Below are 18,264 nucleotides of genomic sequence, written 5' to 3'. Positions count from 1 at the left end.
CAGCTTCTTTTTAGTGTCGCAAGAAATTTTTAGTGAAAAATTTCTTATAAGTTAGCGAATTTTTCTAACAAACGAATCATTTGGCAAGTGAATCCATATTCGTTATCGTACCAAGCAACAGTTTTAACAAGTTGGTAATCACCAGCTGAAGTTACTTCTGTTTGTGTTGGATCGAAGATTGAACCTTGAGTTGTTCCGATTACGTCACCAGAAACGATTTCGCGATCATCATAACCAAATGATGGGTTGTCAATTGTATGTTTTTTAATTGCTTCATTGACTTCATCCGCAGTTACTTTTGTTTTTAAGATTGATACTAATTCTGTTAATGAACCATCAACAACAGGGACACGTTGAGCATGACCTTGTAATTTACCATTCAATTCAGGGATAACTAAGCCGATTGCTTTTGCAGCACCAGTTGAGTGAGGGATTGTGTTGTCAGCAGCAGAACGAGCAGCACGTAAATTTCCGCCTTTTACTGGTCCATCTAATAACATTTGTGTTGAAGTATAAGCATGAACAGTTGTCATTGTACCAACTTCGATACCAAATTCATTATTTAAGAAATAAGCCATTGGTGCCAAGCAGTTTGTTGTACATGATCCAGCAGAGATGATTTTATCATTTGCATCTAAAGTGTCGTCGTTTACGTTATAAACGATTGTTTTCATTGCGCCAGCTGGAGCAGAGATCACAACGCGTTTAACGCCTGCATCTAAGTGAGCTTGTGCTTTTTCTTCTGAAGTATAAAAACCAGTACATTCTAGTACGATGTCTACTCCATTTTCTTTTACCCAAGGGATTTTACTTGCATCAGGTTCAGCATAAACACGAGTTGCTTCACCATCAACCACGATTGAGTCTTCTGTAGCAGTAACTGTTCCAGGATAAGTACCATGTGTTGAATCGAATTGCAATAATTGTGCTAACATAGTTGGACTTGTTAAATCGTTGATTGCAACTACTTCGATGTCATCAGATACTTCTTTGATACGACGATACGCTAAGCGTCCAATACGTCCGAATCCATTAATACCTACTTTTACTGTCATAATCAAAAGTTCCTCCTTTAATTTAGGCTGTGAAAGTGCCGCAACCTCTCTTAATACGATTTAAGTTTGCTACTAAAATTAGAATTTGTCAAAAAATTTATCTTTTCACTTGATTTTTCTGAAACTTCCAAATGGATTTGCTAAAAATACAAAAATTGGTAAGAGATAGCAAAGTTTTGGCTGAAAAGATAGACAAAACATGATTTCATCGCTAAAATAAATAGGACTTTTGTTTATTGTGGAAATTCAGGTAGTCGAGAAATTTAAATAAATAAATACAATAGGAGGACGAGAATATGTCCATGTTTTTAGATCAAGTGACAATCGATGTGAAAGCTGGTAAGGGCGGCGACGGAATGGTTGCTTTTCGTAGAGAAAAGTATGTTCCTGATGGCGGACCAGCTGGTGGTGATGGTGGTCACGGTGGCGATGTTATTTTAGTGGTTGATGAAGGCTTGCGCACATTGATGGACTTTCGTTTTAATCGTCATTTTAAAGCACAACCAGGTGAAAATGGAATGAGCAAGGGGATGCATGGCCGAGGTTCAGATGACACATATGTTAAAGTCCCTCAAGGAACAACTGTACGTGATGCAGAAACAGGCGCTTTACTAGGCGATTTGATTGAAAACGGTCAAACTTTGGTAGTTGCAAAAGGTGGACGTGGCGGTCGCGGAAATATTCGCTTTGCTTCACCACGAAACCCTGCACCGGAAATCGCAGAAAATGGTGAGCCAGGACAAGAGCGTAAAATTGAATTGGAATTAAAAGTCTTAGCCGATGTTGGTTTAGTTGGTTTTCCTTCAGTCGGAAAATCTACATTACTTTCAGTTATCTCTTCTGCACGACCAAAAATCGGTGCTTATCACTTTACTACGTTAGTTCCTAATCTTGGAATGGTAACAACGACTGATGGTCGTAGCTTTGCGGCAGCTGACTTACCAGGATTAATTGAAGGAGCTTCACAAGGTGTTGGGCTAGGAACGCAATTCTTACGGCATATTGAACGTACCCGTGTTATTTTACATGTGATCGATATGAGCGGAATGGAAGGACGCGACCCTTACGAAGATTATCTAGCAATCAATCATGAATTATCTACTTATAATTTGCGTTTATTAGAACGTCCACAGTTGATTGTTGCGAATAAAATGGATATGCCAGATGCAGAAGAAAATTTGGTGAAATTCAAAGAGCAATTGAATAAAGAAAAAGCAGATGAATTTGCAGATGATATTCCAGTATTTCCAATTTCTGGTGTGACTCGTAAAGGACTGGATGCATTATTGAATGCAACTGCTGATTTATTAGAAGTAACACCAGAATTTCCTCTTTATGATGAAGAAATCGAGGAAGAAACAGTTCATTATGGATTTACACCAGAAGGACCAGAATTCAAAATTGATCGTGAACCAGATGCAACTTGGGTATTGACGGGTGAGAAAATCGAAAAATTATTCCAAATGACGAATTTCGATCACGACGAAACAGTTATGCGTTTTGCACGTCAATTACGTGGAATGGGTGTGGACGAAGCATTACGTGCTCGTGGTGCGAAAGATGGAGATATTGTTCGCATTGGCGAATTTGAATTTGAATTTGTTGAATAAAATAAGTAAGAGAGGGGACAAAAATTTTGTCCCCTCTCTTTTGTTTTTTTTATATTGAAATAAGCGCTTTCGTTTAGAGGTTTTTATTTTATTTCTAACTCAATCAAAGGTAAAATGAAAGGAACGTAAAAAGTAAGGAGTGAGTCAAATGAACAAACGAGTGATTATTTTAAATTTTGATGTGGAGAGTCAAGCTTATCAAGCCTTTTCTGAAATCAAAAAGCTTCATGCTACTCGACAAATTAAGGGGGAACAAATGGCTGTCATCAGTCATGATCCAAATGGCACACATCAATTTAAAGTAGAAGACTTTATCGACTTTACCGGAAGTAATAAATCTTCAAAAGGTGGCATGATCGGTATGCTCGTTGGTATTTTAGGCGGTCCGCTCGGTATTTTACTTGGTTGGTTTGCAGGTGGAATGATTGGAGCAACCCAAGATGCAAAAGAGATTCAAAACGCGCAAACCGTTTTTGACTTTGTTGGTGATAAAATTGGCGAGGGTGCTACAGGTCTGATTTTGATTGCTGAAGAAGAAGACAATCGCCCATTGAACCAATTAGTTATGATGGAACTTGGTGGTGAAATCACACGATTAGATTATGATGAGGTCGAAAAAGATGTAGCGGATGCGAAAGAAATTGAACGTAGTACGAAAGAAGCAGCACAAAAAACTTGGAGTGAAAAACATCCACCAGTTGAAAATCAACCAATAGATAAGGGCAATTCACAAGAATAAGTTCCGTTTTCTTTTTTGGTTGGGTAATTCTGATGAAAAAAGTAAATTCTGGCAGAGAAAAGTGTATTTTAGGCACGTTTCTCTGTCTTTTTCGGTTGCTTATCCGTTGATTTTCCCCTAAAATTAGAGGGAACTCACAGAAAGTCAGGTAGATTATGGAATTACAATTTTTAGGGACAGGTGCAGGAGTGCCTGCAAAGCAGCGAAATGTAACAAGTATCGCGTTAAAATTATTAGATGAACGCAATGAAATTTGGTTATTTGATTGTGGTGAAGGCACACAAATGCAAATTTTGCGTACAAATATTCGTCCAAGAAAAATCGAAAAAATCTTTATTACACATTTACATGGGGATCATATTTTTGGTTTGCCAGGTTTGATTAGTAGTCGCTCATTCCAAGGTGGAGATACTCCATTGGAAATCTATGGTCCCAAAGGGGTAGAACAGTTTGTTAAGACGGCTCTATCTGTTTCACAAACTCGTTTAAGTTATCCGTTGAAATTTATTGAAGTTCGTGAGAATGAACCTATTTTTAAAGATCAACAATTTGCAGTATACACAAAGAAATTAAATCATGGAATCGATAGTTACGGATATCGTGTTGTCGAACAGGATCATAAGGGTGAGCTGCAAGTAGAACGCCTGAAAGAATTAGGTGTGCCTGCTGGTCCGATTTATGGCCAGTTGAAACGTGGCGAAACAGTTCGATTAGAAGATGGGGCAATAATTAATGGCAAAGAATTTGTTGGTCCAGATAAAAAAGGACGAATCGTAACGATTTTAGGTGATACAAGAAAAACGGCTAGTGCTATTGAACTTGCTAAAAACAGTGACGTATTGGTTCATGAAAGTACCTTTAACAAAAATGAAGCAAAAATGGCGCATAATTATTTTCACTCAACTTCTCATCAAGCAGCAGAAGTTGCCACGGAAGCAAAGACTGCACGATTATTGTTGACGCATATTAGCGCTCGATATGTTGGTAAAGCGGCCTTAGAGCTGGAAAAGGAAGCACGAGAAATTTTCCCAAATACAACGATCATGAAAGATTTTGATGTGATTGAGATTCCATTTAGAGATGAGGAGGAATTGTCATGAAATTAGCAAATAAAGTGGTACTAGTAACTGGCGGATCTGCGGGATTAGGTGCAGAAATCTGTTACGAAGCGGCAAGACAAGGAGCGATTGTGGTTACTTGTGCTCGACGGATTCAATTGATTGGAGAAGTAAAAACAAAGTGCCAAGAATTAAGTGGAAAAGAAGCGTATGCTTTTCAAGTTGATGTTAGCAATCCAGAAAGTGTAGAAAGTTTGTATGAAAAAGTAATGACGGAAGTCGGACGAGTGGATGTTTTGGTCAATAATGCTGGCTTTGGTATCTTCGAAGATTTTCTGCAATTTGATTTAGGCAAAGCTTATGATATGTTTGAAGTTAATGTGTTAGGTATGATGGTCTTGACACAAAAATTCGCCATCGATATGGCAGAAAGAAAAAGTGGCCACATCATTAATCTAGCATCAATGGCAGGGAAAATGGCTACAGCCAAATCAACGATTTACTCTGCAACTAAGTTTGCTGTGATTGGTTTTTCAAATGCATTAAGATTGGAATTAAAACCATTAGGGGTTACAGTCACGACAGTTAATCCAGGACCAATTGCTACAGAATTTTTCGATAAAGCAGATCCAAGTGGAGAATATTTAGCAAACTTAGGACAAATTGTATTGGATCCAACTAAGTTAGCTAAACAAATTGTGCGGAGTATGAGTCATCCAAAACGTGAAATCAACCAGCCTGTTGTGATGGAAATTGCAGCCAAATTCTATATGCTTTTCCCGCATATTGGAGATTACTTAGCTGGAGGAATTTTTAACAAAAAGTAGGTGGAAAAATGAAAAAACAAAGTAGTGTGATTTTAGGTTTTATTTTAGTATTAGTAATTGTTTTATTTGCAGTATTCAATATTGAACAAGTTCCAGTGAGTCTTGGCTTCGCTTCATTTTCAGCACCATTGATTTTAGTTATTATTGGTTCAGCACTGATTGGTGCTTTGATCGTCTTTTTAACAGCTTCGGCTAGTTTGTGGCAACAAAAAAAAGAAATCAAAAACTTGACACAGGAACTTGCAGAGCATCAAACTAATTTACAACAAAAAATTGAAGCAGCAAAAGAAGAACAACAACGAGAGTTTCGCAACGAACGAGCAGAGCTAGAAGCTGCTTACCAAGCAGAACTACAAGCAAAAACAGTGGAAATCAGCCAATTAGAAGAGACTGGCAATGCTAAAGAAGATCGTGCGCAATCGCCACAACAAAGCTTCAATTATTTTGACTAACCGGTAAACTAGAAAAGGAGTACGATGATATCGTACGCCTTTTTCTTTTGTCCCTGTATAGCGGAAGTCTAATAGTTACTAAATGAGAGAGGTATTTATCCAAGAAATGAGTAAAGAAAGATTGACCCCTTATCTTTTGTAGCTGACCGCTTGAGCTGCAACCTTATTCACGGTGTTCCCCAAGTAACTCCTTGAAATAATTCTCAATTGTCTAAAATATGAAAAGCTATTTTTGCCAGTTGCTCATTATTTTTTTAAGCTGACCGCTTGGAGCTACAACGTTCTTTTCCCCCTCTTCTTTTTGTCGTTTTCGTTTGCTATAATAACTAAGTTAGGAGTGAGACAGTGAAGCAAGCAAATTATGATTGGAAATTAAGTACCGGAGAACCTTCTGAGGCTTTTTTTCAGCTAATCAATAACCATAACTTATCTCCTTTTATTGGCAGAATGCTTTGGCAGCGCGGATATCAGGAAGAACAAGAAATCAAACAGTTTTTACATCCAAAAGAACAAGAATTACATGATCCTTATTTGATGCATGACATGGATAAAGCAATCAATAGAATCCAAGAAGCAGTTATCAGTGGCGAAAAAATTCTAGTTTATGGCGATTACGATGCCGATGGAATCACAAGTACGACAATCATGAAAGAAACACTTGAATTACTAGGAGCCGAAGTAGAAGCTTTCTTACCTAATCGTTTTGAACATGGCTACGGCCCAAATCAAGCGGTCTACAAAGAGAAAATCAGTCAAGGGACACAATTGATTGTCACAGTTGATAACGGCGTTGCTGGAAATGAAGCAATTGCTTATGCTCAAAGTGTTGGAGTTGACGTTATTGTAACTGATCATCATGAAATGCCAGCTGTGTTACCAGATGCTTTTGCCATCGTCCATCCACGACATCCAGATGGAAACTATCCATTTACAGATTTAGCAGGCGTAGGTGTGGCTTTCAAAGTAGCAACAGCTTTGTTGGAAGAAGCACCAGCAGAATTTTTAGATCTGGTTGCAATTGGGACAGTCGCTGATCTAGTGTCGCTAACTGGGGAAAATCGTAGTTTGGTCTCACTAGGCATTGATGCAATTCGTCATTCAGAAAGAATTGGGTTACAAGCATTGTTTGCTGAAAGTGGCGCGAAAATGAAAGATGCTGATGAAATGACGATTGGTTTTTCGATTGCACCGCGCTTGAATGCAATTGGTCGAATGGGCGATCCTAATCCAGCTGTTGAACTGATGGCGACCTTTGATGAAGAAGTTGCACACACACAAGCAAAAAAATTAAATGAAATCAATGAAGAACGAAAAAGTATTGTTGAAGAAATCACACAGGAAGCATTAGCTATGGTAAATCCTGCTAACAGTATCCATTTATTAGCGAATAGCGGTTGGCATGAAGGAGTCTTGGGAATCGTGGCAGGTAAAATCATGAATGAGACAGGTAAGCCAACTATCGTACTGACTTTAAAAGAAGATGGAACTGCCAAAGGTTCAGGTCGCAGCGTAGAAGCTTTGAATCTTTATGAAATGTTGAGCCAAACAAGAGATTTATTTACCTATTTTGGTGGACATCATGCAGCTGTTGGTTTAACTATGCCTCAAGAAAATCTTGAAGTGTTACAAGAAAAAATGAATGAGTATGTAAAAGAAAACAAGATTGATCTAACAAAGGGACCAACAATGCAAATTGATGAGGTGCTTTCACCTAAAGATGCTTCTTTGACATTGTTAGATGAGCTGAAATTATTAGCACCTTTTGGGACAGATAATCCTGTGCCACAGTTTTTATTTCAACAGGTGACAGCCAAACAAGTGAAAAAGATTGGTGCAAATCAACAACATTTGAAATTTGTTTTAACAGATGAGGGTGAACAGCTGGATGCAGTTGCCTTTGGGTTTGGCTCTCAGGAAAGTGAACTGTTGAATGATTCACTTGATATTGTTGGCAAACTCTCCGTGAATGAATGGAATGGTCAAAAAAAGGTGCAACTGTTGGTTTCTGATTTTGAGGTCAAAGGGCTGCAAGTATTTGATTGGCGTGCAAAACGATTTCGAGATCAAGAGGCGTTACCAGAAAAAGCATGTTATCTAGCTTTTGATGAAGCAGTTAAAAAACAAGTTTCGCCAAGTATTCGCGAGCAAGTAGTTATCTTTGAAAAAATGGATCAGATGAAGCGTTGGGTGGAGACGAATCAACCAGAATCACTTGTGTTAGTGGATTGTCCAACTGAACTTGATGAGTTGAAAGCTGTTTTTAATGCAGGAACGTTTAGCCGAGTTTATTTATTAGGGATCTCTTCACAAGAAGCTTATCTGAATGGAGTAGGCTCTAGAGAACAATATGCTCGTTTGTTCCAGTTTATTAAAACACAAGATAAAGTTGATATTCGTTATAAGACAAAAGCAGTCGCTCAGTATTTGAAAATTCCAGAAAAATTATTAATTTTTATGATTCAGGTGTTTTTTGAATTGAAATTTGTTACAATAGACGATGGTGTTTTACAAAAAGTCGCCCATCCAGAAAGTCACCCGTTGACTGAAAGCACTCTGTATCAACAGCGACTAAAGAAAATTAAAGTTGAGGAATTCTTACTATTAAGTGATATTCCTACCATTAAGAAATGGCTAACAACCTAGGAGGAAACAAACAGTGGATTTAAGAGATTATATTGCCAGTATTCCGGACTATCCGTCAAAAGGAATCGTTTTTCGTGATATCTCACCGTTAATGGCAGATGGAGATGCGTATCGTGAAGCAACAAAACAAATTGTCGATTATGCAAAGGAAAAACGAATTGACATGGTGGTGGGACCTGAAGCACGCGGATTCATTGTAGGCTGTCCAGTAGCGTATGAGTTGGGCGTGGGTTTTGCACCAGTTCGTAAAAAAGGGAAATTACCTCGTGAAACGATCGAAGTAACTTATGACCTAGAATATGGTACAGATACATTGACTTTGCACAAAGATGCGATTCAACCAGGTCAACGTGTACTGATTTGTGATGATTTGTTAGCAACTGGTGGTACGATCAAAGCAACGATTGAACTAATTGAAAAATTAGGTGGCGTAGTTGTTGGTTGTGCATTCCTGATTGAATTGATGGACTTACATGGTCGCGATAAAATTGAAGGTTATGACATCATCACTTTGATGGAATACTAATAAAAATTAAGTGGATCTTCAGAAATGGCTAAGACATAGTGTCTGGTCTTTTCTGAAGATTTTTTTATTGAGTAAATGTTAAAAAAAACGCTGTTAAGCTATTTTTCTACGTATATAAATAACGTGTATATGATAACAACACTGTTCTAGGAATCTCTCTTTTTTTTTATTCGATTTTTGTCAAAAACGCTTATTAAAAGTAATCATAGATGAAAGTTGTTGAGAATTTTTCTTAATAAGTTCACGCTAAATTCTAAATAAGAAGAATATGTGCTTTTACGAACAGTGAAAAAAACAGATAAATGCCCATTATTTTGCAGGGATAAAAAAGTGTATTACTAGAAGATCCCTCTAACGAATGATAATTGAACTAATTTATTGAAAATTGTCTTTAAAGAGAGCATTTACAATAATGAAATCTTTCCAATAAAACAATTTTGAGCAACGAAAACACTCTGAACATGTCGAATTACTGACATTATTTGGGGGTTGCTTGGTATGCATGAGTCTATTAGTATTCACAACAGATGTTGTTTCACGCATATTTTGAAACCCGGGTTCAAAATATGCGTAAACATTCATCGAACATAATTTGTAAAATAGTTTATTGAAAGGAAATGATTATCGTTGAAAAAAGAACAGTTGCTAAAAAAGGTAGCATCGCCACTCGTTTGTGGACTGATGTTAGGTGGTCTTGCTATATCAACAATCCAACCAATCATCCAAGTTCGTGCTGAAGAAAAAACAAGTTCAAAATTAACAACAAGTTTAACAGAAGAGGACTGGTTGGAATGGTCAAAGGTCACAAAGTTAACAGAATTTGGAAGTTCTGACACAACGGGAAAACAAGTCAAACACAATGGTAAAATTTATGCAGCAACTTGGTGGAAGAATGGGGAGACAGATGTAGCGCCGGGATCAGGCGAAGCAACTTCAACTGGTTGGGAAGAGGTAGGGACAATAGCTTCAGATGGTTCAGTTACTCTTAATGCAGGGGTCACTGCTAATCCATTTGAACCGACGATTGATCCTGATGTTGATCCTAATACTCCTTATGCAGGTGTCGATGCGGGACAAGGTGTGAAATGGGGCGAAAAGGTTTTTGCACCATATATTGATGGCGGTTTATGGTACAACGGAGAAAACGGGTATCAAGGATTGTATCCTCTTGGTCAAGAAGTGAAGAAATCACAGATCAGTTATGCAAATATCGGATTTATTGTATCAGATCCAAGTAATCCTAAGACGGCTTCTTTTGGCGGGTACTATAATGTAGATGGTACCGGAACAAACGGTTCAGTTGTCACTGCATTTGCTAAACAAATCAAAGAATTCCGCGCACAAGGAGGGGATGTGTTAGTTTCATTTGGTGGAGAAAACGGCACGCCGCTTCAAGATGTCTATGATAATGCTGAAGAACTTGCGAATAAATACATTGAAATTGTCGAACATTACGGATTAACAACAATCGATTTCGATATCGAAGGTGCCCATGTACGTGATAAAGAAGCTTGGCAAAGAAATAATGATGCAATCAAAATCATGCAAGATAAGCTGGGTGATGAAGCACCTGACGTTTGGTATACGTTCCCTGTTTTACCGACTGGTTTAGTAGGTGAAGGGACAGACAATGACGCATACAATGTGCTACAAGATGCTGTTCAGAAAAAGGTTGAGGTTCATGGTGTGAATATCATGACAATGTGTTTTGGACCTGCATTTGTTACAGGGCCAACAAATACATACTATACATATGTTGAACAAGCATCAGAAAGCTTAGCTGGACAATTAAAACGAATTTATAGTGATGCCAATCAAGACCTGACAGACGCGCAAGTATATCAGAAAATTGGTTTGACGCCGTGGGTAGGAAAATCAAGTCAAGCAAACGAAACGTTTACTCAATCTGATGCTAAAGCCTTGTTAGCATATGCAAATGAAAAACAAATTGGCATGCTTTCTTTCTGGTCGTTGAATCGGGACAATGATTTGAATGAAGATTTAAAAAATACTGGACTCGAACAAGAAACCTATGAATTTTCAAAAATTATGGGTGAATTTGACGGAGAGGCAGGCATAAGAGACCAAGCACCAGTAATCAAAGGAGCAACAAATGAAACAATTGAGTTGAATGATTCCTTTGATGCTTTAGCGGGCGTGACTGCGATTGATCAGGAAGATGGAGATCTAACGGCTAAAATCACGACGACTGGAACGGTGGATTCTTCAAAGGCTGGTGAATACCAAATAACTTATTCTGTGGTAGACAGTCAGAAAAACCATTCAGAAAAGATTCGGACGATTACAGTAGTGGACCCTAATGCGAATACGAAACCAATTTTTTCTGGTTTGAAAGATCAAATCATTGAAGTTGGTGCAACCTTTGATAAACTAGCTGGCGTAACAGCGAACGATCAAGAAGATGGTGACCTAACATCAAAAATAGTTGTGACAGGAAATGTCGACACTTCAAAAGTTGGAACAAATGATCTTACATATACAGTTGCTGACAGCAAAGGTGAAAAGACAACGCAAACAATTACTGTAACAGTCAAAGAAAAAGAAAATGTACCTAACTATTCCTCAACAACGATTTACGTGAAAGGAGACAAAGTTACCTATCAAGGAGCAACTTATACGGCTAAATGGTGGACAAAAGGGGATACTCCAGGATCTGCACAAGTTTGGGAAAAAGAAATAATAAAAAATGAGGACGGGAGTGTAGATTATTATCAAGGCGGGACATATGTTGCAGGAGATCTTGTAAATTACAATGGCAAACAATATCTTGCTAAATGGTGGACACAATCTGTACCAGGTAGTGATGCTTCATGGGAATTAAAAAAAGAGTCAACTAATTAAGAAATGCAAAAAGACGATCAAAATTTTGATCGTCTTTTTTGATAGGGGAATAATAGTTCTTATTGAATGAATACTTTGGATTAGTCAAAGTAAAGGACAAGCAATTGCCTTCAGTATAATAGCCAATAGATGATTGTAACGAACGATTAATTACCTTTATTTTTCTTTCAAGATTGCCGAGAGCGTAAGTAATGTTCATGATAGAAATGTTCTTCATGAAGCCTACGCTGTTCGGCTTGACGATATTTTTTTTCGTCCCACAACATGAACCATAATGTGAATAACGGAAGAAAAATAATCAATGCCGGTTGGATCCCAAAATTGCCAATCAAAATACCTAAGAATAAAACCAGTAATACCAAGCCAATACGTCTAATTGATTTCATGAATTCTCACCTCATTTATTTATGCGAACATTCGTTCGTAAAATCATTATACGAATGTTTGTTCGGTTTGTAAAGAGGTAAGATCAATAAAAAAAGAATTGCAGAAGTTTTACTGCAATTCTTTGGTTTAATTATATTAATAAATGTGGCTACGATAGAGACCAACTACTAAACCTAAGATAGAGACCTCATCTAAAATGATTGGTTCTAATAAGTCATTTTCAGGTTGTAAACGGAAATGGTTTTTTTCTTTATAGAATCTTTTGCAAGTCGCTTCATTTTCTGTTGTCATAGCAATGACGATATCGCCGTTTTTAGCACTTTCTTGCTTTCGAACGATGACGTTATCCCCGTCTAAAATTCCTGCATTGATCATACTTTCACCACGAATGGTCAGCATGAATAAGCTGCCTTCTTCTGAAGTTAAATTTGGTGGAACAGGAAAAAAGTCGGAGGCATCTTCAACTGCAAGAATCGGCTCACCAGCTGTGACTACTCCGAGCATTGGAATAGTAGATGGTTTGATCCCAATTTGATCTAACCCTAAATCAGTTAGTTCGATTGCTCGTGGCTTTGTCGGGTCACGTAAAATGAATCCTTTTTTTTCTAATCGTGCTAAATGTCCATGGACAGTTGATGTTGAAGAAAGGTTAACAGCTTCACCAATCTCACGAACAGTTGGTGGGTATCCTTTACGGGTCACTTGTTCGTGGATATAACGTAAGACTTCGATTTGTCGTGTTTCAGTTTGTCGGGCCACAAAGTACACCTTCTTTCACTTAATAATTAAATAATACCACATAAAAAGCGCTGTTTCAAACAAATGTTCGTATGTAAATAGAGATCGCTAGTTGTTTTTTTTGGTTTTTTTATATAATATAAGAAGAGAAAAAAGGAGGGCTGATAATGTTATCACCTGAAAAAATTGCACGTATTAATGAATTAGCCAAAAAGAAAAAAGCTGAAGGACTTTCAAAAGAAGAAGAAAAAGAACAGATTTTATTGAGAGAAGAATATTTGACAGCTTTTCGCTCTGGCATGAGACATCATATTGAAGGAATGAAAATCGTTGATCCAGAAGGTAATGATGTGACACCAGATAAATTAAAAGAAATTCAAAAAGAAAAAGGGTTACATGACCGTTAGTGTGGTTTTTGGTAAAAAATACCAAAAAAGCATTGATTTTTTGAACTGTATCCGCTAAAATGAGCATGAAATGAATTACAGTAAAAAAAACCTAAATTGGAGGGGTTCTTTTGTTCGACAAAATTGATCAACTAGGCGTTAACACAATCCGTACATTAAGTATTGAAGCTGTACAAAAAGCAAACTCAGGTCATCCAGGCTTACCGATGGGTGCTGCACCGATGGCATATGCACTTTGGACAAAACATTTAAAAGTAAATCCTGTTACTTCGAGAAATTGGGTAGATCGTGACCGTTTTGTACTTTCTGCTGGGCATGGTTCAGCTATGTTGTACAGTTTACTCCACTTATCTGGCTATCAAGTAACAATTGATGACTTGAAACAATTCCGTCAATGGGGATCAAAAACACCAGGACATCCAGAAGTCCATCATACAGATGGCGTTGAAGCAACAACTGGTCCACTAGGTCAAGGAATCGGCATGGCTGTTGGTATGGCAATGGCAGAGGCACACCTTGCAGCAACTTATAATAAAGAAAACTTTAATATTGTTGATCATTATACTTATGCTTTATGTGGTGACGGCGATTTAATGGAAGGTGTGTCTCAAGAAGCAAGTTCTATGGCTGGACACATGAAATTAGGAAAATTAATTGTTTTATATGATTCAAATGATATTTCACTTGATGGCCCAACTTCAAAAGCCTTCACAGAAAACGTTGGCGCTCGCTACGAAGCGTATGGCTGGCAACATATCCTAGTGAAAGATGGAAATGATTTAGAAGCTATCTCTAACGCAATTGAAGCAGCTAAAAAGGAAACTGAAAAACCAACACTAATTGAAGTGAAAACAGTTATCGGTTATGGCTCACCTAACGAAGGAACATCTTCTGTCCATGGCGCACCGATTGGTGATGAAGGAATCAAGATGGCAAAAGAAGTGTATGGTTGGGATTACCCAGATTTCACAGTGCCTGAAGAAGTAGCTATTCGTTTCCATGAAAAAATGGTCGAAGAGGGCGAAAAAGCAGAAGCACAATGGAATGAAAAATTTGCTAATTACAAAAACGCTTATCCAGAATTAGCACAACAATTTGAAGATGCGTTTGCTGGAAAATTACCAGAAAACTGGGATGCTGAGATGCCAAGTTATGATGAAGGTCACAGCCAAGCAAGTCGTGTATCAAGTAAAGATATGATCCAAGCAATTTCAAAAGCAGTTCCTAGCTTATGGGGTGGTTCTGCTGATTTATCTGGCTCAAACAACACAATGGTTGCTACTGAAACTGATTTTGAACCAGGGAATTATGAAGGACGAAACATCTGGTTCGGTGTTCGTGAATTTGCCATGGCAACAGCGATGAACGGAATCCAATTACACGGTGGTACACGTATTTATGGTGGAACATTCTTTGTATTCACAGATTATTTACGTCCAGCTATTCGTCTTGCTTCCATTCAAAAAGCACCAGTTATTTATGTATTAACACATGATTCAGTCGCAGTGGGTGAAGACGGTCCAACACATGAACCAATCGAACAACTTGCTTCTGTTCGTTGTATGCCAGGTGTACATGTTGTACGTCCAGCTGATGGTAATGAAACGCGTGCTGCTTGGAAAATTGCGATGGAATCAACAGAAACACCAACTATTTTAGTGTTAAGTCGTCAAAACTTACCAGTTCTTCCGTCAACAAAAGAAAAGGCCGATGACATGGTGAAAAAAGGTGCTTACGTACTTTCTCCAGCACAAGGTGAAACACCAGAAGGTATCTTGATTGCAACTGGTTCTGAAGTTGATTTAGCAGTTAAAGCACAAAAAGTTTTAGCTGAAAATGGTAAAGACGTTTCTGTCGTTTCAATGCCAAGCTTTGACTTGTTTGAAGCACAATCTTCCGAATACAAAGAGAGTGTTCTGCCAAAATCGGTAACTAAACGTGTCGCAATCGAAGCAGCTGCACCATTTGGGTGGGAACGTTATGTTGGGGCAGAAGGAACAACAATCACCATTAATCACTTTGGTGCATCAGCTCCAGGAAATATTATTCTTGAAGAATTTGGTTTTACAGTCGAAAACGTTGTGAAAACTTACGAAGAATTATAAGAATAAAATAATTTAATTAAAATAAGAACAAGCTGGGAGAAATTCCCGGCTTGTTTTATTGGAAGTAAAGTTACTGTTTGATTTCTTTTACATTACAATTGTGTTACATAAGCAGAAAACGTCCAGAATAAATTGAGATTTTGTCAAAATAAACGTATAATTTACTTAATTAAGTTTGTTTTAAGGAGAAAACTTTTATTTAAAGTTTTTTTATTTTGAGGAGGAATACGAATGCAAGAGCTGAAAACCCGTAGCGCCCGTCATCATAAGACGAAGAAACCTATGGTGATTAATAAAAAAGCCATTGCTCCATTAATGGGAACAAGTCTTTTGGTTGGGCCGATGATGGTTACAGCAGCACCACAAAGTGCACATGCAGATGAACAAGGTACAAACCAAACGACAACTGATCCTCAGTCTTTTATTAACCAAATTGGTTGGTCTGCATCAGAAGTTGCCGCCAACAATGATTTATATGCTTCTGTGATGATTGCGCAAGCATTGCTTGAAAGTGCTTATGGAACATCTGGATTAGCAAGTGCACCAAACTATAATCTATTTGGTGTTAAGGGAAGTTATAATGGTGCTGTTGTTTATATGCCAACAAAAGAATATTTAAATGGTCAATGGGTGACAATGAATGAACCATTCCGTAAATATTCTTCTTATTGGGAATCATTCCAAGACCATGCGAATGTGTTACGGTCAACTAGTTTTTCAACTGGCGACTATCACTACTCAGGAGCTTGGAAAAGTAACACAACCAGTGTTTATGATGCTACGGCTTATTTGACAGGCCGATATGCTACTGATCCAACTTATGGAGAAAAATTAAATTCATTGATCAGCACATACAACTTAACACGTTTTGATACACCATCAACTGTTTCTGTTTCAAGCACGACAACAACCACAACCACAACGACAACTTCATCTACAACGCAATCAACAACTTATGGTGGAAATACTCAGTCAACTGGCACTGGTCAAACATATACAGTTGTCTCTGGTGATTCACTATGGGGGATTGCACAAAAATTTGGGATGTCTATCGATGAGTTGATGGCAAAGAACGGATTAAGTGATTATTCATTAATGGTTGGACAAGAGCTATCTGTTTAATCGTTTAAGTTACTAATTTTTTGACACGAAATTTCTTAAAAAGTAGTTTAGATATTTTGTCTAAACTACTTTTTTGTCGCCTGTTTTAAGACGAATTATTCGCCAGATAGTATCTGATTGTATTATGATAAAGAAGTAAAGACAGGTCGAAGGGAGAGAGTTTCATGCCACAAATCTATCAAGCAATTACTGATTTGATTGGAGAAACACCAATCGTTAAATTAAACAAAATAGTTCCAGAGGATTCTGCAGAAGTTTATGTTAAATTAGAATTCTTCAATCCAGGGGGCAGCGTGAAAGATCGGATCGCCTTAAGTATGATTGAAAAAGCAGAACAAGACGGAAGGTTGAAACCTGGTGACACGATTATTGAACCAACTTCTGGTAATACAGGAATTGGTTTAGCGATGGTTGGGGCAGCTAAGGGTTATCGAGTGATTATCGTAATGCCTGAAACAATGAGTATGGAACGTCGCTTGCTAATGAAAGCTTACGGGGCTGAATTAATTTTAACACCTGGTGCTGACGGTATTTCTGGTTCCATCAGAGAAGCAGAACGTTTAGCTAAAGAACATAATTATTTCTTACCACTTCAGTTTGAAAATCCAGCCAATCCTGAAATCCATGAAAAGACTACTGGTCCTGAAATTCAGGCTGCTTTTGGAGTGGCTGGGTTAGATGCTTTTGTTTCAGGAATTGGAACAGGGGGAACAATCACTGGTGCTGGTCATGAATTAAAACGTGTCTATCCTGAAATAAAAGTTATTGGCGTTGAACCTGCTGAGTCAGCAGTTTTAGAAGGAAAACCAGCTGGTCCTCACAAAATTCAAGGAATCGGAACGGGATTTATACCGGATACACTGGATACGAAAGTTTACGATGAAGTTTTGCCAATCACCGGTGAGGAAGCAATGGAAACTTCAAGAGAAGTCGGTCGTCAAGAAGGCTTTTTGGTGGGAATTTCTTCAGGTGCTGCAATTGCAGCTGGTTTAAAAATTGCGAAAGAATTGGGTAAAGGGAAAAAAGTTTTAGTTATTGTACCAGATAATGGTGAACGTTACCTATCAACTGCATTGTATCAAGAAGATTAAAATCAACGACAGTAAGGAGGTCAAGACGAGCAGGTGTCTTGGCCTCTTTTATATACTTTGCTGATCTTTAGGTTAACTTTAACATTTTGCATAGAAAAACATGAATTTTAATTTTATCTTCATGAAATGTAGATTTTGAAAAATAAAAATAGTATGATAATACGTGAACGATCACGTAGGAGGTGTCAATGTGGGCAACAAATTGGTAGACGAGGCAATCGAAAAACTAAAGCATGAAAATATTCGGATCACACCTCAAAGATATGCAATTTTAGAGTATTTAATCGAACATCATTCTCATCCGACAGCTGATGAAATCTATAAAGCGTTAGAACACCGTTTTCCAAATATGAGTGTCGCAACAGTTTATAACAATCTTCGGTTATTTACATCTATTGGTTTTGTACAGGAAATGAATTACGGAGATGCATCAAGTCGTTTTGACTTTACTTCGACACGTCATTATCATGTGATTTGTCAAAACTGTGGGAAAATCGTGGACTTTCATTACCCTGGTCTTGAAGATGTTGAGATGGCTGCCAGCCGTTTGACTGATTTTGAGATCAATGAACATCGCCTTGAACTGTATGGCTTATGTCCAGAGTGTCAACAAGCACAAGCAAATGAGTCTGTTTAATGAAA

Annotated in this window: 16 protein-coding genes; 13 read left to right on the top strand and 3 right to left on the bottom strand. The window is 37.8% G+C overall.

Features of this window, described 5'->3' with window-relative positions; all coding sequences use genetic code 11:
- Window positions 1-44 precede the first annotated feature (44 nt).
- Complete coding sequence (gene gap / locus AC4BD1_RS07085) at window positions 45-1,055, bottom strand: type I glyceraldehyde-3-phosphate dehydrogenase (RefSeq protein ID WP_206899084.1); 1,011 nt, start codon at window positions 1,053-1,055, stop codon at window positions 45-47.
- A gap of 296 nt (window positions 1,056-1,351) precedes the next feature.
- Between gap and obgE the strand changes: the two genes are divergently transcribed.
- The 8 genes from obgE to AC4BD1_RS07045 all read left to right on the top strand — a co-directional run bounded on the left by obgE (window position 1,352) and on the right by AC4BD1_RS07045 (window position 11,772).
- Entirely contained in the window at window positions 1,352-2,665 is a 1,314-nt protein-coding gene (gene obgE, locus AC4BD1_RS07080; protein WP_277988512.1) for a GTPase ObgE, read from the top strand.
- A gap of 148 nt (window positions 2,666-2,813) precedes the next feature.
- Window positions 2,814-3,404, top strand: a complete 591-nt coding sequence (locus tag AC4BD1_RS07075; protein WP_206908790.1) for a DUF1269 domain-containing protein — start codon at window positions 2,814-2,816, stop codon at window positions 3,402-3,404.
- A 155-nt stretch (window positions 3,405-3,559) separates the two neighbouring features.
- Window positions 3,560-4,504, top strand: a complete 945-nt coding sequence (rnz, locus tag AC4BD1_RS07070; protein WP_490485387.1) for a ribonuclease Z — start codon at window positions 3,560-3,562, stop codon at window positions 4,502-4,504.
- A complete protein-coding gene (locus AC4BD1_RS07065; protein WP_490485386.1) occupies window positions 4,501-5,289 on the top strand; it encodes an SDR family NAD(P)-dependent oxidoreductase in 789 nt (262 codons plus the stop codon). The genes rnz and AC4BD1_RS07065 overlap by 4 nt, the downstream gene beginning before the upstream one ends.
- Before the next feature lie 8 nt (window positions 5,290-5,297).
- Window positions 5,298-5,741: a LapA family protein gene (locus tag AC4BD1_RS07060; RefSeq protein ID WP_206908795.1), complete on the top strand. Its 444-nt coding sequence runs from the start codon at window positions 5,298-5,300 to the stop codon at window positions 5,739-5,741.
- A gap of 345 nt (window positions 5,742-6,086) precedes the next feature.
- Window positions 6,087-8,384: a single-stranded-DNA-specific exonuclease RecJ gene (gene recJ, locus AC4BD1_RS07055; protein WP_490466152.1), complete on the top strand. Its 2,298-nt coding sequence runs from the start codon at window positions 6,087-6,089 to the stop codon at window positions 8,382-8,384.
- 13 nt (window positions 8,385-8,397) lie between these two features.
- Window positions 8,398-8,910 carry an adenine phosphoribosyltransferase gene (locus tag AC4BD1_RS07050; RefSeq protein WP_206899078.1) on the top strand — a complete coding sequence of 171 codons (513 nt, stop codon included), beginning with the start codon at window positions 8,398-8,400 and terminating at the stop codon, window positions 8,908-8,910.
- A gap of 627 nt (window positions 8,911-9,537) precedes the next feature.
- The gene (locus AC4BD1_RS07045) at window positions 9,538-11,772 is read left to right on the top strand and encodes an immunoglobulin-like domain-containing protein (protein ID WP_206908799.1); all 2,235 of its coding nucleotides are present in this window, start codon (window positions 9,538-9,540) and stop codon (window positions 11,770-11,772) included.
- Between the two features lie 167 nt (window positions 11,773-11,939).
- On the opposite strand, the gene AC4BD1_RS07040 is transcribed toward AC4BD1_RS07045, so the two are convergent.
- Together AC4BD1_RS07040 and lexA are read right to left on the bottom strand one after the other, a co-directional pair.
- Window positions 11,940-12,158, bottom strand: a complete 219-nt coding sequence (locus tag AC4BD1_RS07040; protein WP_067482330.1) for a hypothetical protein — start codon at window positions 12,156-12,158, stop codon at window positions 11,940-11,942.
- Window positions 12,159-12,294: 136 nt separating this feature from the next.
- Window positions 12,295-12,918, bottom strand: a complete 624-nt coding sequence (gene lexA, locus AC4BD1_RS07035; protein ID WP_490485385.1) for a transcriptional repressor LexA — start codon at window positions 12,916-12,918, stop codon at window positions 12,295-12,297.
- Between the two features lie 146 nt (window positions 12,919-13,064).
- Between lexA and AC4BD1_RS07030 the strand changes: the two genes are divergently transcribed.
- The 5 genes from AC4BD1_RS07030 to AC4BD1_RS07010 all read left to right on the top strand — a co-directional run bounded on the left by AC4BD1_RS07030 (window position 13,065) and on the right by AC4BD1_RS07010 (window position 18,259).
- Window positions 13,065-13,304: a DUF896 family protein gene (locus tag AC4BD1_RS07030; protein WP_067482326.1), complete on the top strand. Its 240-nt coding sequence runs from the start codon at window positions 13,065-13,067 to the stop codon at window positions 13,302-13,304.
- A 110-nt stretch (window positions 13,305-13,414) separates the two neighbouring features.
- On the top strand, window positions 13,415-15,409 hold the full coding sequence (gene tkt / locus AC4BD1_RS07025) for a transketolase (protein ID WP_490485384.1): 1,995 nt from the start codon (window positions 13,415-13,417) through the stop codon (window positions 15,407-15,409).
- Between the two features lie 231 nt (window positions 15,410-15,640).
- Window positions 15,641-16,531: a glucosaminidase domain-containing protein gene (locus tag AC4BD1_RS07020; RefSeq protein ID WP_490466149.1), complete on the top strand. Its 891-nt coding sequence runs from the start codon at window positions 15,641-15,643 to the stop codon at window positions 16,529-16,531.
- Window positions 16,532-16,695: 164 nt separating this feature from the next.
- On the top strand, window positions 16,696-17,622 hold the full coding sequence (gene cysK, locus AC4BD1_RS07015) for a cysteine synthase A (protein ID WP_206908807.1): 927 nt from the start codon (window positions 16,696-16,698) through the stop codon (window positions 17,620-17,622).
- 190 nt (window positions 17,623-17,812) lie between these two features.
- Complete coding sequence (locus AC4BD1_RS07010) at window positions 17,813-18,259, top strand: transcriptional repressor (RefSeq protein ID WP_206908809.1); 447 nt, start codon at window positions 17,813-17,815, stop codon at window positions 18,257-18,259.
- Window positions 18,260-18,264 lie beyond the last annotated feature (5 nt).

This window comes from Enterococcus sp. DJ147D b, from assembly GCF_058216655.1.
Note: the sequence above shows the minus strand (reverse complement) of the source record. Positions and strands in the feature narration are given on the sequence as shown.